The organism is Rugamonas aquatica (assembly GCF_009380215.1).
GTDB classification, from domain to species: domain Bacteria; phylum Pseudomonadota; class Gammaproteobacteria; order Burkholderiales; family Burkholderiaceae_D; genus Rugamonas; species Rugamonas aquatica_B.
In genome coordinates, this window is record NZ_WHUG01000013.1 from 139,646 (window position 1) to 160,183 (window position 20,538).

The window sequence follows — 20,538 nt, forward strand, 5'->3', positions numbered from 1 at the left end:
CAGCTAGCACGCAAAAGCCGCCCGCCTCACCGCCGGCGGCTTTTTTCATGCGGGCATCGTAAATGTCGCTCATCGTCCTAAGGTGCTCAAGTCGAAACGGCGCTGCCAACAAATTATTTGCAGCATCCAGAGCCGCTCGCGATAGCCGCCGCAAGTCCACTAGCAGGTATCGCTGCGCGGCCTGGCAACGCAGAGTTTTATTCGATTTATTTTATTTAATTAGAATACTTACTTTGCAATAGTTTCATATTTACAATTACAATCCTTTCAACAGGCATCCGACGATTTTCAGATCCATCGTTTCGCGATATGTGCAGCACATTATTTATTGAGAGTTTTTGAAATTGAGACTTTGCAGGCGATTTACCCGGGCAGCAGTTTTCCCAACTTTGATTTTCGTTCAAAGCATGTCTTCCGCCCACGCTTCGGATCCCGGCGATATCGTCGTGGTTGAAGGAAAAGACAGTGACCTGCATAAGCAATTTGTCGCCGGCAAACTCATTGTCGGGCGCAAAAGAATCGAAGAAAGCGGCGGAAAAACCGTCGAAGAAGTGCTTCGAAAAGAACCGTCTGTCACCATCAGTTCAAACGGACGATTAGGTCTGCTTGGCTTACCCGGCTATACGCAAATTCTGGTCGATGGCGCACCAGGTTCGACGGGCAGGAGTCCGCTCGAATTGGACGTCGTGCACATCGAACGTATCGAGATCGTCAAGACCAGCATCGCCGAATTGGGGCCTTACGGAACTGCCGGCACCATCAACATCATCACCCGCAAGATTGCCAGGCTATCCCTGACTCAGGCTCGGTTGGGCGGAGCATTGGGCGCGCGGGATCACGCAGGGAATTTTTCCTGGTCGAGCAATCACCCCGGAACATTCTTCTCCTACAGCCTGCAGGCATCCGGCGGTTATCAACGCCGTTCCAGCGACTCCGAAACTTCAGTGCTTCGTGATGCCGGGGATGCCCTGCCGTTGCAACAGCAGACAGCAAACTCACGAAACACAACAGATACGCCGCGCCTGTCCACCAGCAGCTCGCTCAGTTGGGCCATTGCCAAGGGCGAGAAGATCGAATTGAGCCCGTCGATCCTGTGGTTCAAAACGACGAGCAACGTCGATGAGTACAGCGCATGGGCCGCACAGTATCAGCCAGGCAGACCGACGCATAGCGAAAGCCAATCAGACCAGGATCTGTCCACCATCTCGATTCCATTGAAATGGAGCTACCGGCCCGACAAGGACACCCAGCTTAGTCTGCGGCTCCTGAGTACCCAGTCGAGGGTCGCGTCCTTGCTCGATCGCCGCGATCAGATACCAGCACAGTCCGATGAGTTTCGCCAATCGAATCAGTGGATGCGGATGCATAATAATTCGTTGAAATTTGATTTCAGCCAGGGCATCTCGGCCAGTCACGAACTTAAAGCCGGCCTCACACTGTTAAACAATCGAACCTGGACCGACCTTGCAAACTTGCGGGACAAGGAATTCGAGTCGAGCTTCGATACGTTTGGACGCGCACGAGAGGCGATCCAGCGAACCAGAAGCTACTTCCTGCAGGATGAGTGGAAGATCAGCGAAGAGGTCTCCACCAATTTCGGTATCAGCGGCGAGCTTCGTACGACGAACATGGCAGAAGGTGAGTTTGTTTCAGCGTCCAGGTACTCGGTTGCGGCGCCTTCCGCTCACCTGGCGTGGAAGATAGACGGGAGTGATCGCAAACAAGTCCGCGCCAGCGTTGCGCGGTCTTTCAAAGCGCCTTTCCTGGATCAGATGGTGGTACGCCCCGTCATCAATCCAATGGCCGCTTGTCCGTCGAAGAACGAGTGCCTGACCAACGCTCCCGAATATGCGGACACCGCCGGGAATGCCCAGTTGAAGCCGGAAAAAGCGCTGGGCTTCAATCTGTCCTACGAACATTATTTTGGAAAGGAGACCTCCCTGACGATCGAATTATTCGAGCGGCGCATTACGGAATTAGTCGTCAATCGCATCGAATACGCGTCCGTTCCCTGGTCACGCGCGCGCAGGTATGTGCAGCGGCCAAGCAACGATGGGGATGCGAGGCTGCAAGGACTCAGTCTTGAGGGCGTGCTGAACGCGCGCGAAATTCTGGCGGAGAGTCCGAAAATTGAAATGCGTGGCGGCGTCACTTTTGCGCGCTCACATAGAACGGATCTGGCCGGTGCGGACAATCATATTCCCGACCAACTGCCTTGGCGAGCAAAGCTCGGCATCACGTACGACATGGAGTCGGCTCCGCTGCAGTTCGGCATCAACGCCAATTGGGAGCCAAGCGAGCGTATACAAATCAGCGATTTACGGAAAAGTATTATCGACCGAAATTTCGAACTGGGCACCGAGGCAAGCTGGAAAATAGATCAAAAATATCGGCTGCGGTTCGCGCTTGAAAATATCGGCAAGGCCAGGCGCAGGCAAGCGGACCAATATTTCGAGACGAGCAGCGTGGTCTCCAAAGAGACCGTTCGTCACACCGCCCCCAAACTGGGCATCACCCTGGATATCAAACTCTAAAGACAACCATGAACATCAAAACGACTGGCAAGCAGATTTTCACCGACCTGGGATTGGCAGCGATTGCAATCATCATTGCGATTCCGTTAGGCCGCTATGCGGCAACCGCATACGAGAACTACCAGCGCCCGACCGCAAGCGGCGACTACCCGGCTCACGCAGCGAAGCAAACCTATGAAGTTGCCGTCTATGGCACTTCGACATGCGCAGATTGCATCAATACTTTTGCCAAATTCGATCCGAAGGCCTGTTACAAGCGCTGCATGGAAAAAATAAATGACAAGAAAGAATGCGAAGAAATCTGTTACAAGAAGGAAGAGTGATATATCAGCCTTCATGATTGCTGCTGGCGCATGCGGCGGGTGTAAAAAAGCGCGCCGCTAGCGCGCCGCCGCAGCCACGGCCTTGCTGCGCGCCCAGTACACGCGCATCAGCAGCAGCACGCCCAGGATCACGCCGAAGATGATCGGCTGCGTGAAGTTGTGCTTGCCCGCCTTCATCCACCAGAAGTGCAGGATGGCCAGCGGCGCGATCACGTAGATCACCCGATGCAACCACTGCCAGCGCTTGCCGCCCAGCCGCTTGACCATGGCGTTGGTGCTGGTCACCGCCAACGGTATCAACAGCACGAAGGCAATGAAACCCACCGTGATGAACGGCCGCTTCAACACATCCTTCCACATCTCCTGCACGTCGAAGAAATGATCGAACCACAGGAAGGTCATGAAATGCAGAAAGCCGTAAAAGAACATGTACAGCCCCAGCATGCGGCGCAGCTTGATCAGCCAGTTCCATTTGCTGAGCCGGCGCAGCGGCGTCACCGCCAGGGTGAAGCACAGGAAGTACAAAGTCCAGTCGCCGGTGCCGCGCGTGATGAATTCCAGCGGCTCGACCAGTTGCCCGGTCAAGGTCAGATACACCATGCGCGCCAGCGGCACCAGCGCCAGCACAAAGATCGCGGCCTTGATTAACCCTGCCTGCCGCGTTGAAGGATTGAACGCCATACGATCAGAAGAACTTCTTCAGGTCCATGCCCGCGTACAACGGCGCCACGTCGGCATAGCCGTTGAACATCAGCGTCTTGCGCTTGCGGGCCAGGAAGCCGTCCTCGCCGATGCGGCGCTCGGACGCCTGCGACCAGCGCGGGTGATCCACTTCCGGATTCACGTTCGAATAGAAGCCGTACTCATTGGGCGCCGACAGATTCCACGAAGTGCGCGGCTGCTCCTTGACGAAGCGGATCTTGACGATGGACTTGGCCGACTTGAAGCCGTACTTCCACGGCAGCACCATACGCACCGGCGCGCCGTTCTGGTTGGTCAGCGTTTCGCCATACATGCCCAGCGTGAGCAAGGCCAGCGGATGATTGGCTTCGTCGATGCGCAAGCCTTCGGTGTACGGCCATTGCAGCACGCGGCTGCCCACGCCCGGCATCTGCTTCTTGTCCGCCAGCGTGACGAACTCCACATACTTGGCGTTGCCGGTCGGCTCGACCTTCTTGATGATCTCGGAGAACGAGTAGCCGATCCAGGGAATGACCATCGACCAGCCCTCGACGCACCGCAGCCGGTAGACGCGCTCTTCCAGCGGCGCCAGCTTCAGCAGCGCGTCGATGTCCAGGGTCATCGGCTTCTTCACCTCGCCCTCGATGGACACCGTCCACGGATGCGTCTTCAGCGTGCCGGCATACATGGCCGGTTCGCTCTTGTCGGTGCCGAATTCGTAGTAGTTGTTGTAGCTGGTGGCGTCCTTGTAGGGCGTCTGCTTGTCGAGCGCCGAGTAGGACGGGTTGAGCTTGGCGGCCAGCTTGGGATTGACACCCTGCGCGAACGCTTCGCGGTTGGCCATCTCCAGCAGCGCGGCGCTGCCGATGGCGCCGGCGGCGATCTGCTTGATGAACTTGCGGCGCGACTCGTAGACGTCGCGCGAGGTGATTTCTGATGAAAACGGCAACTCGATGCCGTTGGGGCTACGCTTGATCAGCATGCTGACTCCAAAGAAAGTGCAAGGTTGAGACTTGGTCGCCCCAGTAGCCTGAACCTTACACCAATCTTCGTCAGCCGTTTATAACATCGCGTTTACAACTTGCCGTAGGAATGCAGGCCGGACAGGAACATATTCACGCCCAGGAAGGCGAAGGTCGTCACCAGCAGGCCCACCAGCGCCCACCAGGCCGCCGGACGGCCGCGCAGGCCCGTCATCAAGCGCATGTGCAGCCAGGCCGCGTAGTTCAGCCAGACGATCAGCGCCCAGGTCTCCTTCGGATCCCACGACCAGTAGCCGCCCCAAGCCTCCGCCGCCCACAGCGCGCCGAGGATGGTGGCGATGGTGAAGAAGGCGAAGCCGGCCGAAATGGCCTTGTACATGACGTCGTCCAGCACTTCTTCCGACGGCAGGCGGTCGACCAGATAGCCCGAGGTCTTCAGCAGATAAGCCGCCGCGACCATTGCCGCCAAGGCAAAGTTGCCATAACCGATGAAGTTGGCGGGCACGTGGATCTTCATCCACCAGCTTTGCAGCGCCGGCAGCAGCGGCTGGATGTCGGCGGCGTCGCGCGAGGTGGTGTACCAGAACAGGAAGCCGATCGCGGCGGTGATGACCAGCGTGACGAAGGCGCCCAGCTGGCGCGTGGCGTAGCGCTGTTCGAAGTACAGGTAGAACATCGCGGTGATCAGCGAAAACAATATAAACACTTCATACAGATTCGACACCGGGATGTGGCCGACGTCGGTGCCGATCAGGTAGGACTCGTACCAGCGCACCATCATGCCGGTCAGGCCCAGCACCACGGCGGCCCAGCACAGCTTGGAGCCGATGCTGGAGGCGGAAGAGGAACGGGTCGCCAGGCCGATCACGTAGAACAGCGTCGACAGGCAGAACATCACGCTCATCCACAGGATCGCGGACTGGCTGGACAACATCATGCGCAGCCAGAATTTCTTGGTGCCGTTGTCCAGCTCGCCCGCATACATGGCGATCGCGCCCAGCGACAGCAGGGCCACCAGCGGCATCAGCCAGCGCGCCGGCTTCCAGTGCCAGCCCAGCGCGGCAAACGCCGGCGCGGCCGCCAGCAGGATGCCCTTCTCGTAGACGTCCATGTAGTGGCCGTACGTGCTCAGGCCGTACAGCGAGCCGGCCACCAGGGCCAGCGCGAACAGCCAGTCGAACGCGTTCAGGCGCTTGAAGTAGCCGGGCGCCTGGGTATAGGTTTGGGTCGATTGCGTCAGTTCCATCATTTATCTCCGTGGCCGCTATAGCTTACGCCGATTGCGGCAGCTTTTCTTTCAAAGTTTCAAACTCGCGTTCGAAGTCCAGCGTTTTGCGCTGGGTGCTCATGGCCATCAACGCCTCGGCGCCGTTGGCGTCATCCTTGATCCAGACCCACAGGCGGCGCTCGCGGATGTAGAACATCGAGAATACACCCAGTACCAGGAACACACAGCCCAGGTAGACCACGTTCTTGCCCGGCGAGCGCGTGACCTGGAACACCGAAGCCTGCACCTGGGTGAAGTCGTCCAGTTGCAGGTAGACCGGGGCGCCGTAGAAGAAGGCGTCCGACAGCGCGTTGGTGGCCAGTTGCAGGAAGCGGGCGTGCTGTTCGTCGGCGCTGACCGGGGCCAGGCCATCCTTCTCGCGCGCGGCCTGCCACAAGTCCCACAGGCTGCCGTTGAGGATCTTCATGAAGACGTCGGCTGCCTTCTCCTGCTCGGCGGCCGGGATTTTTTCCAGGAACTGCGAAATGGCGACGAAGCCGGCCGCCCTGTCGTTGCCGGCGAAGATGGTCAGGCTCTTGTCGGCCGACGCTTGCAGCTGCACGCGCAGCGCGTCGCTGTTGTTCGATTGCGGCGTGGCGCGCTCGGCGTAGCGCTTGGCGGCGGCGGCGCGCAGGCCGGCGTCGCCGAGGGCGGCGCGCAGGCGCATCCATTCGGTCACGCTGTGGCCGTCGTCGGCCGGGATGCGCAGGAAGCTGAACTGGTCGGACGGATTGACGCGCATGCCGGCCAGGAACACCGTGGCGCCGTCGACCGTCACCGGCTGCATATAGTTCTGGTACTCGCGCGCCTGGCCGGTCTTGTCGCGCAGCTTGTAGGTCACGCTGGGGCCGACGTTCTTCAAATCCTTGTTGTTGGCGTTGCGGCCGGCCGAGCCGGTGTGCTTGTCGAGCGAGTTGGCGAACTGCTCTTCCAGGGTCTTGCCCTTGGCGACGGCGCGCGGGTCTTGCGAGGCCGCCAGGTTCTCGACGTTGAAGGGACGGAAGCCCGACCATTCGACGGTGTAGGCGTCGGTCATCGGCGTGCTGCCGCCCACTTCGCCGGCGATGTCGAAGGTGGCGGTGGCGCCGCCGCGCATCGGGTAGCCGGTGAGCTTGAGCTTGCTGCCGCCATCGTCAAAGCTGGACTGGTAGATCGCCAGGCCCTTGTACAGCAAGGGCTTGTTGACTTCGATGACGGCCTTGACCACTTCGCCGCTGGCGTGGTCGCGCACTTCGACTTCGCTGGCGAACAGCTTGGGCATGCCGGTGCTGTAGAAATCGATGGTGAATTTCTTCAGGTTGATGGTGAACGGCAGGTCCTGGATCAGCACGCCGTCGGGACGGGTGATGATGGCGCTTTCGCTGGACTGGCCTTCCGGGATCATGGTGTTGCCGCGGAAAGTGGGATTGCCCAGGCCGAGACGGCTCTGCGCCGGCACCGCCGAGATCAAGCCGCTGCCGCTGAACGGCACCTTGCCGAGGAACCATTCCTGCAGCCGGATCGGCACGTCCGAATCGAGCAGGCCGCCGATGCAGATGACCACGATGGCCGAGTGCGCGAAGATGTAGCCGAACTTGTTGGCCGCGCCCTGCTTGGCGGCCACCAGCGTGCCGTTGTCCTTCTCGACCAGCTTGATCTTGTAGCCGGCGTCGGCCAGGCGGGCGGCGGTCTGCTGCGCCAGCGCGGCGCGCGCCAGCGGCGAACGCCATTGCATCTTGTGGTGGAAGTTGAGCAGCGAATTCTCGCGCACGTTCTCGCGCCAGCTGCGCATGTCCTTGAGCATCTTGGGCGCGTTGCGGACGATGCACAGCGAAGTCGACGTCACCAGCGCGGTCATCAGCAACAGGAACCACCAGGCCGAGTACACGGCGTACAGGCCCAGCTTGCCGAACACCTCGAACCAGAACGGCCCGAACTGGTTGATGTAGTTGTTGGTCGCCTCGCCCTGCTTCATCACGGTGCCGACGATGGCGGCTATCGCGATCATCGCCAGCAGCGCGATGGCGAAACGCATTGAGGAAATCAGTTCGACGATTTCGCCGACGATGGGGCGGCGGGTTTTCAGTTCGATGCCGGTGGTGCTGGGGCTGCTGCTCATGCTGGGACTGTCTCAAAAAAGGTACGCTGCGGGCAGCATATCAACAAAAAGGGCAGCCCGCTTACGCTGCCGCCCTCTATGCACTATCAGTTGCACCGCAACCCAGGGGCGCGGCGACGTGTTCTTATTTCAAACCGGCGACGTAATCGGCCACGGCTTTCATTTCTTCATCCGACATGCGCATGGCGATGGTGCTCATCTGCGCGCTGTTCTTGCGGCCGCCCGCTTTGAACAGGCCCAGCTGGGCTACCGTGTAGTCCTGGTGCTGGCCGCCGATGCGTGGGTACTGCACCGGAATGCCGGCGCCGGCGGCGCCGTGGCAGCTGGCGCAGGCTGGCACGTTTTTCTCGGCGATGCCGCCGCGATAAATCTTCTTGCCCAGTTCTACGGTGTCCTTGCTCTTGGCTGCGCCCGGCTTTTGCGCCTGGGCGGCCAGCCAGGCCGAGATGTTGTGCTTTTCTTCGTCGGTCAGCATCTTGGCGTAGGTCGTCATGACTGCTTGATTCCGGTCCGCCGCCGTAAAGTTCACCAGTTGCTTGTAAAGATAGCCCTCGTGCTGGCCGGCCAGCTTGGGATTGACCGCGATGGTCGAATTGCCGCCGGCGCCGTGGCAGGAGACGCAGGCCGGGAGGCCGCGTGCGTTGTCACCCGTTTCAAACAGCGTGCCGCCCTTGGCCGCATCGACCTTGGGTGCGACGGCTTCGGCGTGGGCCGGTTTTTTTTCTTCGTTGGCGGATGCGGTGCCCGCAACTGCCAGCACGGCGACCAACAGGGATTTTACAAACGGTGAAAACGCACGATTCATTCAAGCACCCTCAAAAAAGTTTGTCGAACGTATGCCGCAGGCTAGACGCTAGAGGCTATGGCAACACTTCGTAACCACTCATTGTACAATAGCTTTCCAGCATATTTGCTCCCTTTTGTTGCATTTTCCCCCATCCCATGTCCAAACTCTGGCAAGCCCGCTTCTTTACGACCGTCAACCAATTGCGCGACCTACCCGACACCCAAGTGCCGGAAATCGCCTTTGCAGGTCGCTCCAACGCCGGCAAATCGACCGCCATCAACATCCTGTGCAACCAGAAAGGCCTGGCGTTCGCGTCCAAGACCCCTGGCCGTACCCAGCACATCAACTACTTCTCGATCGGCGGCGCGCACGTCGCGCAGCACCGCAAAGACCCGACCATCGTCGATGAGATCGAGTGCCTGCTGGTCGACTTGCCGGGCTACGGCTACGCCGAAGTGTCCGGCTCGGCCAAATTGCACTGGCAACGCCTGCTGGGCGACTACGTCCAGCGCCGCGAACAATTGGCGGCCTTGATCTTGATCATGGATTCGCGCCGCCCGTTCACCGAACTCGACGTGCAGATGCTGGAATGGTTCGCCCCGACCGGCAAGCCTATCCATTGCATTCTGACCAAGGTTGACAAATTGAACCGCAATGAATCGGTCAATGTGCTGCGCCAGGCGAAAGCCAAACTGGACAGCTATGTCGACGAAGACGGCGAAGGTTTCCCTTTCACCGTGCAACTGTTCTCCGCGCTCAAGCGCATCGGCATCGACGAAGCCAACGACAAGATCCTGGAACTGGCCGGCGTCACCGATGACGAAGCGGCGGCCCAGGTCGATCTGATCGAAATGGAAGACGACGTCGAGCCCGACGAGCAATAACCCCACAGCTTAGGAAAGTTTTAGCGATGCCCACTCCACACGTTTCCGCCCAATTCCCCGCCATCCGCATGCGCCGCATGCGGCGTGATCCGTTTTCGCGCGCCTTGATGCGTGAAAACAACGTCACGGCCTCGGACTTGATCTACCCGGTGTTTATTCTCGAAGGTACGCACCAGCGCGAGCCGGTGCTGTCGATGCCGGGCGTGGAGCGGGTGTCGGTGGATCTGCTGCTGAAGGTGGCGGAGGAATGCGTGCAACTGGGCATTCCGGTGCTGGCGCTGTTCCCGGTGATCGACGCCGCCAAGAAGACGCCGGACGGCGTCGAAGCGACCAATCCGGACGGCCTGGTGCCGCGCGCGGTGCGGGCGCTGAAGCAAGCCTTCCCGCAGCTGGGCATACTGACCGATGTCGCGCTGGATCCGTACACCAGCCACGGTCAGGACGGCCTGATCGATGAAAACGGCTACGTCATCAACGACGTCACCACCGACATGCTGGTGCGCCAGGCCTTGTGCCAGGCCGAGGCCGGCGTCGACGTGGTGGCGCCGTCGGACATGATGGATGGCCGCATCGGCGCGGTGCGCGCCGCGCTGGAAGAGAAGGGTTTCATCCATACCCGCATCATGGCGTACTCGGCCAAGTATGCGTCGGCCTTCTACGGCCCGTTCCGCGATGCTGTGGGTTCGGCCAAGAACCTGGGCAAGAGCGACAAGAACACTTACCAGATGGATCCGGCCAACAGCGATGAAGCCTTGCGCGAAGTGGGCCTGGACCTGGCCGAAGGCGCGGACATGGTGATGGTCAAGCCGGGCATGCCTTACCTGGACATCGTGCGCCGCGTGAAGGATGAGTTCAAGGTGCCGACCTTTGCCTACCAGGTCAGCGGCGAATACGCGATGATCAAGGCGGCCGCGCAGAACGGCTGGCTCGATCACGACAAGGTGATGATGGAAGCCATGCTGGCCTTCAAGCGCGCCGGCGCCGACGGCGTGCTGACCTACTTTGCCCTCGACATCGCGCGCCTGCTGAAGAAAGCGTGATGTCATTCCCGCGAAAGCGGGAATCCATGCTGAGCTTGCTACAGAGACGTTCTATGGATTCCCGCCTGCGCGGGAATGACGCCGGTTAACCGTCGCTGCGCAAGGCGGCGATGGGATCGAGCGCGGCGGCCTGGCGCGCGGGGAACACTCCGAACGCCAGCCCCACGCCGACGCACAGCAGCACCGCCACAATCAAACTCAGCGGCGACCACGCCACCGACCAGCCGGCCAGCGCGGCGATGCTGTAGGCCGCCACCGCGCCCAGCACCACACCCAGCAGCGCGCCGCTGACGGCGATCACCAGCGCTTCCGCCAGAAACTGCTCGACCACGTCGCGCCGGCGCGCGCCCAGCGCCCGCTTCAATCCCACTTCGCGCCGCCGCTCCAGCACATTGGCCAGCATGATGTTCATGATGCCGATGCCGCCCACCAGCAGCGACACCGCCGCGATCGAACTCATGACGATGGTGAAGATACGCTGCGTCTGCTGGTTCTGGCGATACAGGCCCATCGGCACGATCAGGTTGGTGTCGTCGGCGCCGCCGTGGCGCTGCGCGATCAGCGCCTGCAGCACGCGCGCCGCGCTGTCTGGCGCCACGTCCGTGCCCAGGCGCACGCTGATGCCGTCCACCTCGTCCTCGATGCGCTTGAAGGCGAAGCGCGCACGCCCCGTCTCCCAGGCCACAAACAGGCGCTCATCATCCAGCCCCAGCTTGACGCCTTCGAAATCCGATTTGCTTTGCGCGCGGTCCGCCAGCACGCCCACCACCTCCAGCCACACATGGTTGAGCTTGACCCGCTGGCCCACCGCCGGCCCGTCGCCGAACAGGGTGCGCGCCAGCCGCGCGCCGACCACGCACACCGGCGCCAGCGTGGCGCCGTCCTGCACGGCCAGCCAGCGTCCAGCGGCCACCTGCAAGCCGCTGTGCGACGCGTACGACGGCGACACGGCATAGGCGCGGCCGCTGACCACCTTATCGCCCAGCACCAGCTGCTCGACCTTGATTTCCTTCTTCAGCGCCACCGACTGCGCGCCCGGCACCACCAGCAAGGCCGCGTCGGCGTCGGCCGCCGACAGGCCCAGCGAACGGGTGCGGATTTCCTTCAGCTGCTCGGGGTCGATGGCCTTGCTTTCGATGAGCACATTATCCAGGCCCAGCTCGGCGACCAGGCGCAAGGCCTCGCGCTTGCTGCCCTCGCCCACCGCCAGCATGGCGACGATGGCGGCGACGCCGAAGATCATGCCCAGCAAGGTCAAGCCGGTGCGCAGCTTGCGCCGCTGCAGTTCAGTAACGGCTTCCCGTATCAATGCCAGATTCATGCCGAAGTTCATGACTTTACCGCCGTTGTCGATGGCGGCAGCAGCACGATGCGCGCGCCGGCCGTCAATCCGCTTTTGAGTTCGCTACGCACCGGGCCGCGCTGCCCCAGTTCGATCTTGTGCCGCACCGGCTTGCCCTGCTCGTCCGTGTAGACGGCGTAGCCCGCGCCCTCCTGTACCAGCGCCAGGTTGGGCACGGTCAGCGCGGCCGGCCGCGCCACCAGCTGCACGCTGCCGCGCAGCGCCTGGCCCGGCTTCAGGCCCAGCTTGAGCGCGGTGTCGTTGGGGATGGCGGCGTCGAAGTCGCTGTACTTGACCGGCGACTCCTGCGAGGTGGTGCTGGCGCTGCTGCCGACGCGGGTGACGGTCAGCGTCAGCGCGGTGCCGGTGCCGGCCAGGCGCACCTGCACCGGCAGGCCGGGCTTGAGTCCGTAGGCCTGGCCCTCGGCCACGCTGAAGTGCGCCACCAGTTGATGCAGGTCGGGCAGCATGCCGAATTCCTGTCCGGCCGACTGGCTGGCGCCGACCTCCGGCTTGGCGCCATCCCAGCGCGGCACCAGCAGGAACACGCCGTCGTGCGGCGCCACCAGTTCCAGCCCGGCCAGGCTGTCGCGGTTGCGCTTGGCGCCCAGTTCCACGCTGTCGCGCTGCGAGTGCAGCACCGCGTCCTGCGCCGCCGTGCGCGCCTGCGCCTGGCCGCCCTTCCAGTCCAGGTAAGTGCGCTTGGTGCTGAGGAAGCCGACGTCGGCCAGCGCGTCGAGGATGGTGTTGCGGGCGAAGATGGTCAGGTCGACCTTGGCATAGCGCTGGCTCAGGCCGAGATCGTCCTCGACCTTGGCGCGCTCGCCGGCCAGCGTGCTGCGCTCGACGGCGGCGTTGCCGGTGTTGCCGGCTTCGGCGATGGTCTTGCGCAGCAGTTCCAGTTCGGCCTGCGACAGCTCCATGCGCGCCTGCGGCGCGTCGAAGCGCGCCACCACATCGCCCTTGCGGACGGCGCTGCCGTCGGCCACCATGCTCACCAGCACGCGGCTGCTCCAGCCGCTGCCGGGCACGGGCAGCGTGGTGCTGGCGGCGGCCTTGATTTCGCCGTCCACCGCCAGCGTTTCGGACCACGGCCGCGCGGCCAGGGTTTCGATGGCGCCGGGCGCGGTGGTAGCGCTGTCGCCGCAGCCGGCCAGCGCCAGCACCGCGGCCGCGCTCAGTAGATGCTTGTTCATTGCTTGCGCTCCTTGCCGTGCGCATCGGCATCGGCTACCAGTACCGCCTGCACGGCGGCGCCCGGCTTGAGGCCCTGAGGGTTGTCGTCAAACTGCAATTCAAGATTGCGCACGATGGTCGATTGCGCGGTGGACTTGCCGTGGAAGGCGCGGCCCAGCGCGACCACGTGGGCGTTCAGCGCCTGGTTGGCGCCCGGCACCGTCACGCGGGCGCGCTGCCCCACATGGACCAGCGAGGCCTGCGCCTCCGGCACGGAGGCGTTGATGTACAGCTGGCCCGGGTCGGCCAGCGTGGCGACCGACAGTCCCATCCACACCTGGCTGCCGACCGCGACCTTCTCGCCGGAGAAGGTGGTGCGGTACATCAGCAAGCCCTTGCGCGGCGCCACCACGGTCATCGCCGCCTGGCCCCTGGTCAGCGCGGCCAGCTGCTGCTGGATGTCGGCCACTTCCGCCTGCAGGCCGGTGCGTTCGGCGCGGCGGGCGCGGATCTGCACGGCGCGCTGGGTGACGGCCAGCTTGGCCAGCGCGACCTTTTCGGTGCGTTCGATGACCAGCTTGTCGTAATCGACGCGGCGTATCAATTCCTTCGGCTGCGAGGCCTTGCGCTCGGCCTTCTCGGCATTGCTTTGCGCCTCGGCCACGGCCAGTTCGCTGGCACGGTCGGCCTCGGCCTGGTCGAGCAGCATCTTGTCCAGCGCCCGCTGTCTTTCCCTGAGCTGGCCTTGCTGCTGCATCAGCTGGGTGGTGACTTCGCCCGATTCGAACTGGGCGATGGTCTGGCCGGCCTCGACCATCGCGCCCTCGGGGGCGATGCTGGCCAGCTTGTACTGCCACACATACGGGATGGTCGGCGGCGACACCGGCAGCGCCTGGCGCGAGGCGATCTCGCCTTCGATGGACGGCGCCTCGGCGGCAACGGCCGGCTTGCGCGCCGTGCCCGCGCCGGCGTGCGGTTCGGCGAACACGCTCATGCCCGCCACCAGCGGCAGGCCGTGTCCCTCCGGCAGGCCGATGCGGACGCGGAAGTAGCGGCCGTTGCCCCAGCTGGCGCGCGCTTCCGGCGCGCTGGTGATGCTGAGGATCTTGCCGGTCAGCGCGGCGCCCGGCAGCGCGTCGAAGCGCAAGCCGAGGGCATCGCCTTCGGCCAGGTAGGGCCGGTCGGCTTCCAGCACCCAGGCCGTGACCGCCATCTGGCCGTCGCCCTGCACCACGCCGGCGGCATTGCCGGGCCAGGCCGACGAACCTTCCTCGAAGCGTTCGCCCTTCCACGGGCTGTAGCCGTGCACCACCACGCCGTCGCGCGCGGCGCGCACTTCAGCCTGCTTGAGCTGGGCGATCTGGAAGGCCAGGTTGATCTGCATTTTTTTCACTTCCAGCTCGCCGTCCTCGCGGCGGCGCTGCACCGATTGCCGGTAGTTGTCGCGCGCTTCGATCTTGATCGCCAGGTCGCGCGTAGCGCGGTCCAGTTCGGCCTGGTTGCGGTCGTAGTTCAGCGCCGTGATTTGCAGCTTGGGCAAAGCGGCGTCGACCTTGGCCTTGGCCAGCGCGGCCTCGGCGGTGATCAGCGCTTTCTCGGTATCGATGGCGCCCGCTTCGAGGCTGGCGGTGTCGCGGTCGATGCGCGCGATGGCGCGCTCAAGCTCGGTCTTCAGGCGGTCGACATTGGCGGCGCCGCCGGTCTCGATGCGCAGCACCAGGTCGCCGGCCTTGACCGATGTGCCTTCGGCCACGAAGTTGCGCAGCACCAGCGGCGACGAGTTCGATGGCGGCACCACGATGGTTTGCGTGTCCAGCGCTTCGACTTCGCCGGTCAGCAGCACCGGTCGTCTGGCCGGGCTCTGGCCGCCGGCGGCGTGCGGCGCGGACGAGGTTGCGGCCGGCGCGGTATGCGATGCGCTGGCCGACGAGACGGCGGCGGCAATGCCGGCGGCCAGCAGCGGCACGGCGCACAGTACGGCGATGGTGGAGCGTTTCAGGCGCGGCTTCATGCGTGGTCCTGGTCGATGCGGCCGTCGCGCAGGTGGATGGTGCGCTGGGCGGCCGCGGCGATGTCGGGATCGTGCGTCACCAGCACCAGCGTCTGCCCGCCCGCGTGCAGTTCCTTCAGCAGCGCCATGACGTCGGCGGCGCTCTTGGAATCGAGGTTGCCGGTGGGCTCGTCGGCCAGCAGCAGCGCGGGCTGGTTCAGCAGCGCGCGGGCGATGGCGGCGCGCTGCAACTGGCCGCCGGACAGTTGGCCCGGCAAGTGGTCGGTGCGCTGGCCGAGGCCGATGCGTTCGAGCAGCGCGACGGCGCGGCCGGCGGCAGCCGGATCGGCGGTGCGGGCGTAGCGCTGCGGCAGCAGCACGTTTTCCAGCACGGTCAGGCGCGGCAGCAGGTGGAAGGATTGGAATACGAAACCGATGCGGCGGTTGCGCACTTCGGAAGCGGCGTCGTCGTCGAGGGCGCTGATCTCGTCCTCGGCCAGGCGGTAGCGGCCGCTGTCGGGCCGGTCCAGCGCGCCGAGCACGTTCAACAAGGTGGATTTGCCGGAGCCGGACGGCCCCATGATGGCGACGAACTCGCCGGGGGCGATATGCAGGTCGATGCCGTCGAGGGCTCGGATATCGTTGCCGCCCTGGCGGTAGGTCTTGCGTATATCGCTCAGTTGTATCATCGCGGAAGTATCTCCGCCGATGAGGGCTTTGTCAATTCATTAACTTCACTTTTTGTGTAACGATTTTGTCGTTCCCGCGAACGCGGGAACCCATACAACGCCGACGTCGCACGCGCTGTATGGATTCCCGCCTGCGCGGGAATGACGTTCGCTCTTACTCGACGCTGACTTCCTTGCGGTTGTCGCGCGAGACGCGGTCGATCATCTTGTTGTAGGGATCGACGCCGACATCGAACGGCTGCTCCTTGACCGTCACCGTCACCACCGGATCGCTGCCCTGCAACACGCGCTTCTCGCTGAACAGCACGCGCTCGTCGCGCTCCTTGGCGCCCTTGGCGCGGGCGAACACGGCGATCTCCACCGGCTCGTCATACGCGCGCGGCGTTTCCTTGCCCTTGCCGTCCGCCTCCAGCTTGGCCAGGTGCAGCGTCATCGTCACGTCCCACTGGCCGTCGGCGCGTTTGTGGGCCTTGGCCTCGGTCACGCGGTTGTCGTAGAAAACGATCTTCTCGAACAGGTCGGTAATCAGCGCCTGCTTGTCCTGCGGCGCCTCGGCGCGGATGTAGGCCAGCAGTTCGCGGCTGGTGGTGTACGGCGCCTGCTGATAGCCCTTGTCCTGCAGGAAGCGCTTCAGCGCGCGGTTGAGCGCCGCCTCGCCGATCTCGTCGCGCAGGCGGTAGAACACCAGGCTGCCCTTGCGGTAGTGGATGTACTGCTGGTTTTCCACGCGCATCAGCGGCTGCTCTTCGACCAGCTCGCCGCCACGGTCGCGCAGATAGTGGTCCAGCTCGAAGCGCAGGAAGCGGCGCAGCTTGTCGCGGCCGTATTCCTTCTCCATCACCATCAGCGCCGAGTACTGCGCCAGCGATTCGATCAGCATGGTCGAACCCTGGACGTTGGCGCTCACCACCTGGTGGCCCCACCACTGGTGCGCCATCTCGTGCGCGGTGACGTAGTAGACGTAGTCGATGTCATCCTTGTCGCGCAGGTCAGCGATGAAGCCTATCGATTCCGAATACGGGATCGTGTTGGCGAACGATTGCGCAAAGCTCTGGTAGTTCGGGAACTCCAGCACCCGCACCTGCTTGTGCTGGTAGGGCGTGTAGTTGGCCTCGAAATAGTCGAGCGATTTCTGCGCCGAGGTAATCATGCGGTCGATGTTGTAGGCGTGCTTGCTGTCGTAGTAGATCTCGATCGGCAAGCCGTGCCACTCGCCCTTGCGCACCTGCCAGCGCGCCGACAGGTAGGCGAAGAACGGCACCATCGGCCGGTCCATCTTGTAGTGGAAGTAGCGGCGGCCGTTCTGCTCCCAGCTCTTCTGCAGATAGCCGGGGGCGACGGCGATCTGGTCCGCGCTGGTCGAGACCGTGGTTTCGAAGTTGATCCAGTCCGCCTCGTTGCTGAAGATGGCGTTGGCGCGCGCCTTCTCGTCCTCCAGCTTGGCCATGCGTACCGGCTCGCCCAGGCCGCGCTTGCGGCGTTCGTTGCGGTCGGTCAGCTCGGCCTGGTCGTTGTAGCCGAAGTGCGGGAAGTAGGTGAAGTTGTTGAAGAAGGTGCCGTTCAGGTTGACGTTGTCGGCCGCGCCGCTGTTGGTGAAGCCCTGGTTGTGGATGTCGACGTTGAAGGCCAGGTTCAGCTTGGCGGCGGGCGCCAGCGGCTGCGTCAGCTTGATGATGCTGAAGCCGGTGTCCTTGTCATCCAACACCACCGTGTGCGGCGGCAGATTGTCGAAGCGGGTGTCGACCTCCGGGTTGCGCTGGATGCGCAGCACGTCCAGCGTCAGGCCGGTCTTGTTTTCCAGCAGGTAGTGGCCGCGTATCGCCACGCGGCGCTCGGCCGGGTAGATGTCGACATCGGCGCGCACGTCGGTGATGCGCGGTTGCGGCAAGCCCTTGTACTGGCGGTACTGCTTTTCGTAGCGGGCTTGCTGGTCCATGGCCGCGTCGGACGCCACGTACTTGTTCAGCACGTTGGTGTTGTAGAAGATCCAGGCGCCGCTGCCGACGAAGCCGGCCAGCAGCATGGCCAGCGCCACGCCGGACGAGCCCTTCAGGCGGGCGGCCGCCACACGCACGCGCTCGCGCCACGGACGCGCCAGGCCGCGCACCCAGAAGGCCTGCGCCAGCACCAGCAAGGCCGCCGTGAACAAGCTCCAGTACAGCGCGAACCACGACCAGCCGGTCAGGAAGTGGCCGTAGCCGTTCATGTCCGAATAGCGCAGGCCCGGCAGCGAGGCGAAGTTGTACAGGTTGTGGTCGAAGTGCATGATGCTCAGCACGATCTGCGACACCATCAGCACGATCACCAGCAGGTAGCCGATGAACTTGTTGTTGGTCAGCACCTGCAGCACCAGGGCCAGCAAGCCCATCAGCACGAAGAACATCGATTCCAGCAGCACGCCCTGGACGTACAGGCCGACCTCGACCGGCGCGCCGCCCTTGAACAGCTGGTAGGCCGCGCCCGCCAGCACGCCGGCCAGCAGGAAGCCGGCGATCACGCCGACCAGCGCCAGGCACTTGGCCGCCAGCGGCGCCCAGTCCGGCACCGGCATGGCGTCGCTGACGTCGGCGATCTTGACCTGGCGTTCCTTGAAGATCAGCTCGCCCGCGTAAAAGGTCAGCACGATGATCAGCATGAAGTTGAAGCTGCCGCTCAGCGTGCGCAACATCAGGTAGGTGACCGGATACACCGTGGTGCCGAAGTTGGCGCCGGCCTGGGTGACGGCGCCGATAAAGTTCAGCACGCCGAACAGCAGCATCACCAGGAAAGGCACGCTCTTGAACACGCCCATGGCGTCGAAGCGCAGGATGTGCCAGCACTGCAGCCAGCCGGTGCTTGCGCTGAAGCGCGCCACGCTGCGCGGCAGCGCCAGGCTCGATGGCGCAGGCGCCGGTGCGGCGGCGGCCGTCTTGGCCTTGCCGAACAGTCGGCGGCCGGTGCCGGCGCGCTGCGGCTTGAACAGCACCAGCGTGGCGCCGAAGAGCACCAGCGCCACCGCCATCCACAGCGCGCGGTTGGCCAGCAGGAAGCCGCTGAACGGCGGCAGGCCGGCGTTCGATTCGGCGGCCGAGAAGTAGCGCACGGCGCGGCTGAAGGCGCGCACGCCGAACGGATCGAGCAGCACGGCGGTCCATTCGCTGTTGATGTCGCGCGAGAAGACGCCGGCGACGATCCACAGCACGAAGAAGCCCAGCACGCCCACATACACCAGCATCATCGAGCGCGTAGTCGAGGCCAGCAGCATCAGCAAGGCGCCGATGAAGATCAGGTTGGGAATGACGAAGAAGCCGAAGCCCCACAGGTAGGCCGACAGCGACAGCGGGCCGACGCGGGCGGCGTCGACCCAGGGCATGACCGGTCCCAGCAGGATGCCGATGGCGATCAGCACGAAGATGCTCAGGCAAGCCACCAGGCCGGCGATGAAGCGCCCGGCCAGGTACTGGTACTTGCGCATCGGCGTGGCGAACAGCATGTCGGAAATGCCGACCTCGCTGTCGCGCAGCACGGTGCCGGCGATGAAGATGGTGACGATGAAGGTCGACACCACGGTGAACGAGCCCAGCAGCTGAGCCACGACCACCGGCGCGTTGCGGTGCACATTGCCGATCGCTCCGCCGACCTGGATGGCGTCGCTGGTGGCGGCGCCGAAGGCCAGCAGGCCGAGGATCAGCCCCGTCACCCACAGCAGCGGCTGACGCAGCTGGTAGCGCAAATCGAATGTAAAGAATTCCATCAACATGGCGCGCCCCTCAGACCACGGCGGCCGCAGAGGCGGCGGCGTTACGCACATGCAGGAAGTACACGTCTTCCAGATCCGGCTCGACCTGGATGAAGCCCTCCTCGGGCTGGCTGTCGGCATAGACATTGATCTGCGGCTTGCCGCCGACCAGGCGGGTGTGCAGCACCTTCATGCGCTGCTGGTAGTCGGCCAGCGCTTCCTGGCTGATGCTGCGGCGCCAGACCTTGCTGCGCAGCGTGTCGATGGTGGCTTGCGGCTCGCCCTGCAGCTGCACCTCGCCCTTGACGATCAGCGCCATGCGCGGGCACAGGTCGGTGACGTCGGCCACGATGTGGGTCGACAGTATCACCACCACCTGCTCGCCGATCTTGGCCAGCAGGTTGAGGAAGCGGTTGCGCTCGTCAGGGTCGAGGCCGGCGGTGGGCTCGTCGACGATCACCAGCCGTGGCGAGCCGAGCAGCGCCTGGGCGATGCCGAAGCGCTGGCGCATGCCGCCCGAGTAGGTGCCCAGGCCGCGCTTGCGCGCTTCCCACAGATTGGTCTGGTGCAGCAGCGCTTCGACCGCTTCCTTGCGCTCGCCGCGTCCGGTCAGGCCCTTGAGCACGGCGAAGTGATTGAGCAGTACCTCGGCCGTCACCTTGGGGTAGACGCCGAAATCCTGCGGCAGGTAGCCGAGCTGGCGGCGCAGCGCTTCGGGCTGGGCCAGCACGTCGAGGCCGTCGAAATGGATGCTGCCGCTATCGGGATCCTGCAGCGTGGCGATGGTGCGCATCAGCGAGGACTTGCCGGCGCCGTTGGGGCCCAGCAGGCCGAACATGCCATTGGGGATGTCCAGGGTGACGTCGTTGATGGCCTTGACGCCGTTGGCGTAAGTCTTGCTCAGCTGTTTGATCGATAGCATGGAACACATTCTCCTGATAGGGGGACGGACGGAATCCGCGACAAAGTTACTTTAAAGTAAAGTTGTCAAGCTATCAGGAGTTTTGCGACCAAACGGCGGTTTTG

Annotated in this window: 15 protein-coding genes; 4 read left to right on the forward strand and 11 right to left on the reverse strand. The window is 63.6% G+C overall.

The annotated features are described in order from the left end of the window. The first annotated feature begins 407 nt into the window (after window positions 1-407). Both GEV02_RS25470 and GEV02_RS25475 read left to right on the forward strand, forming a co-directional pair. Window positions 408-2,534 (forward strand): TonB-dependent receptor plug domain-containing protein, encoded by a 2,127-nt coding sequence (locus GEV02_RS25470; RefSeq protein ID WP_152840725.1) that lies wholly within the window; start codon window positions 408-410, stop codon window positions 2,532-2,534. An 8-nt stretch (window positions 2,535-2,542) separates the two neighbouring features. Beyond that, window positions 2,543-2,857, forward strand: a complete 315-nt coding sequence (locus tag GEV02_RS25475; protein ID WP_152840726.1) for a hypothetical protein — start codon at window positions 2,543-2,545, stop codon at window positions 2,855-2,857. Between the two features lie 57 nt (window positions 2,858-2,914). On the opposite strand, the gene GEV02_RS25480 is transcribed toward GEV02_RS25475, so the two are convergent. The 5 genes from GEV02_RS25480 to GEV02_RS25500 form a co-directional block, all read right to left on the reverse strand. Next, on the reverse strand, window positions 2,915-3,538 hold the full coding sequence (locus GEV02_RS25480; RefSeq protein WP_152840727.1) for a protein-methionine-sulfoxide reductase heme-binding subunit MsrQ: 624 nt from the start codon (window positions 3,536-3,538) through the stop codon (window positions 2,915-2,917). A 4-nt stretch (window positions 3,539-3,542) separates the two neighbouring features. After that, entirely contained in the window at window positions 3,543-4,520 is a 978-nt protein-coding gene (gene msrP, locus GEV02_RS25485; protein ID WP_152840728.1) for a protein-methionine-sulfoxide reductase catalytic subunit MsrP, read from the reverse strand. A gap of 92 nt (window positions 4,521-4,612) precedes the next feature. Next, a complete protein-coding gene (gene ccsB / locus GEV02_RS25490; protein WP_152840747.1) occupies window positions 4,613-5,767 on the reverse strand; it encodes a c-type cytochrome biogenesis protein CcsB in 1,155 nt (384 codons plus the stop codon). A gap of 25 nt (window positions 5,768-5,792) precedes the next feature. Then, window positions 5,793-7,886 (reverse strand): cytochrome c biogenesis protein ResB, encoded by a 2,094-nt coding sequence (locus tag GEV02_RS25495; protein ID WP_152840729.1) that lies wholly within the window; start codon window positions 7,884-7,886, stop codon window positions 5,793-5,795. 124 nt (window positions 7,887-8,010) lie between these two features. After that, window positions 8,011-8,691, reverse strand: a complete 681-nt coding sequence (locus tag GEV02_RS25500; RefSeq protein WP_152840730.1) for a c-type cytochrome — start codon at window positions 8,689-8,691, stop codon at window positions 8,011-8,013. Window positions 8,692-8,828: 137 nt separating this feature from the next. On the opposite strand from GEV02_RS25500, the gene yihA reads away from it, so the two are divergent. Both yihA and hemB read left to right on the forward strand, forming a co-directional pair. Continuing rightward, on the forward strand, window positions 8,829-9,557 hold the full coding sequence (gene yihA / locus GEV02_RS25505; RefSeq protein WP_008444374.1) for a ribosome biogenesis GTP-binding protein YihA/YsxC: 729 nt from the start codon (window positions 8,829-8,831) through the stop codon (window positions 9,555-9,557). Window positions 9,558-9,583: 26 nt separating this feature from the next. Then, on the forward strand, window positions 9,584-10,597 hold the full coding sequence (hemB, locus tag GEV02_RS25510) for a porphobilinogen synthase (RefSeq protein ID WP_152840731.1): 1,014 nt from the start codon (window positions 9,584-9,586) through the stop codon (window positions 10,595-10,597). An 85-nt stretch (window positions 10,598-10,682) separates the two neighbouring features. Here the strand turns inward: hemB and GEV02_RS25515 are convergent, their stop codons facing one another. The 6 genes from GEV02_RS25515 to GEV02_RS25540 form a co-directional block, all read right to left on the reverse strand. Next, window positions 10,683-11,918, reverse strand: a complete 1,236-nt coding sequence (locus tag GEV02_RS25515) for an ABC transporter permease (protein WP_174999340.1) — start codon at window positions 11,916-11,918, stop codon at window positions 10,683-10,685. Window positions 11,919-11,926: 8 nt separating this feature from the next. Then, on the reverse strand, window positions 11,927-13,135 hold the full coding sequence (locus tag GEV02_RS25520) for an efflux RND transporter periplasmic adaptor subunit (protein ID WP_152840733.1): 1,209 nt from the start codon (window positions 13,133-13,135) through the stop codon (window positions 11,927-11,929). Continuing rightward, on the reverse strand, window positions 13,132-15,126 hold the full coding sequence (locus GEV02_RS25525) for an HlyD family secretion protein (protein ID WP_152840734.1): 1,995 nt from the start codon (window positions 15,124-15,126) through the stop codon (window positions 13,132-13,134). Before GEV02_RS25525 ends, GEV02_RS25520 begins: the two co-directional genes overlap by 4 nt. Further along, entirely contained in the window at window positions 15,123-15,794 is a 672-nt protein-coding gene (locus GEV02_RS25530) for an ABC transporter ATP-binding protein (RefSeq protein WP_152840735.1), read from the reverse strand. Before GEV02_RS25530 ends, GEV02_RS25525 begins: the two co-directional genes overlap by 4 nt. A gap of 154 nt (window positions 15,795-15,948) precedes the next feature. After that, entirely contained in the window at window positions 15,949-19,533 is a 3,585-nt protein-coding gene (locus GEV02_RS25535; protein ID WP_152840736.1) for a M1 family aminopeptidase, read from the reverse strand. 10 nt (window positions 19,534-19,543) lie between these two features. Continuing rightward, window positions 19,544-20,434, reverse strand: a complete 891-nt coding sequence (locus GEV02_RS25540; RefSeq protein ID WP_152840737.1) for an ABC transporter ATP-binding protein — start codon at window positions 20,432-20,434, stop codon at window positions 19,544-19,546. Window positions 20,435-20,538 lie beyond the last annotated feature (104 nt).

Coding starts and splice junctions, on each gene's coding strand:
- GEV02_RS25470 (WP_152840725.1), top strand. CDS start 408: ATGTCTTCCGCCCACGCTTCGGATCCCGGCGATATCGTCGTGGTTGAA.
- GEV02_RS25475 (WP_152840726.1), top strand. CDS start 2,543: ATGAACATCAAAACGACTGGCAAGCAGATTTTCACCGACCTGGGATTG.
- GEV02_RS25480 (WP_152840727.1), bottom strand. CDS start 3,538: ATGGCGTTCAATCCTTCAACGCGGCAGGCAGGGTTAATCAAGGCCGCG.
- msrP (WP_152840728.1), bottom strand. CDS start 4,520: ATGCTGATCAAGCGTAGCCCCAACGGCATCGAGTTGCCGTTTTCATCA.
- ccsB (WP_152840747.1), bottom strand. CDS start 5,767: ATGGAACTGACGCAATCGACCCAAACCTATACCCAGGCGCCCGGCTAC.
- GEV02_RS25495 (WP_152840729.1), bottom strand. CDS start 7,886: ATGAGCAGCAGCCCCAGCACCACCGGCATCGAACTGAAAACCCGCCGC.
- GEV02_RS25500 (WP_152840730.1), bottom strand. CDS start 8,691: ATGAATCGTGCGTTTTCACCGTTTGTAAAATCCCTGTTGGTCGCCGTG.
- yihA (WP_008444374.1), top strand. CDS start 8,829: ATGTCCAAACTCTGGCAAGCCCGCTTCTTTACGACCGTCAACCAATTG.
- hemB (WP_152840731.1), top strand. CDS start 9,584: ATGCCCACTCCACACGTTTCCGCCCAATTCCCCGCCATCCGCATGCGC.
- GEV02_RS25515 (WP_174999340.1), bottom strand. CDS start 11,918: ATGAATCTGGCATTGATACGGGAAGCCGTTACTGAACTGCAGCGGCGC.
- GEV02_RS25520 (WP_152840733.1), bottom strand. CDS start 13,135: ATGAACAAGCATCTACTGAGCGCGGCCGCGGTGCTGGCGCTGGCCGGC.
- GEV02_RS25525 (WP_152840734.1), bottom strand. CDS start 15,126: ATGAAGCCGCGCCTGAAACGCTCCACCATCGCCGTACTGTGCGCCGTG.
- GEV02_RS25530 (WP_152840735.1), bottom strand. CDS start 15,794: ATGATACAACTGAGCGATATACGCAAGACCTACCGCCAGGGCGGCAAC.
- GEV02_RS25535 (WP_152840736.1), bottom strand. CDS start 19,533: ATGTTGATGGAATTCTTTACATTCGATTTGCGCTACCAGCTGCGTCAG.
- GEV02_RS25540 (WP_152840737.1), bottom strand. CDS start 20,434: ATGCTATCGATCAAACAGCTGAGCAAGACTTACGCCAACGGCGTCAAG.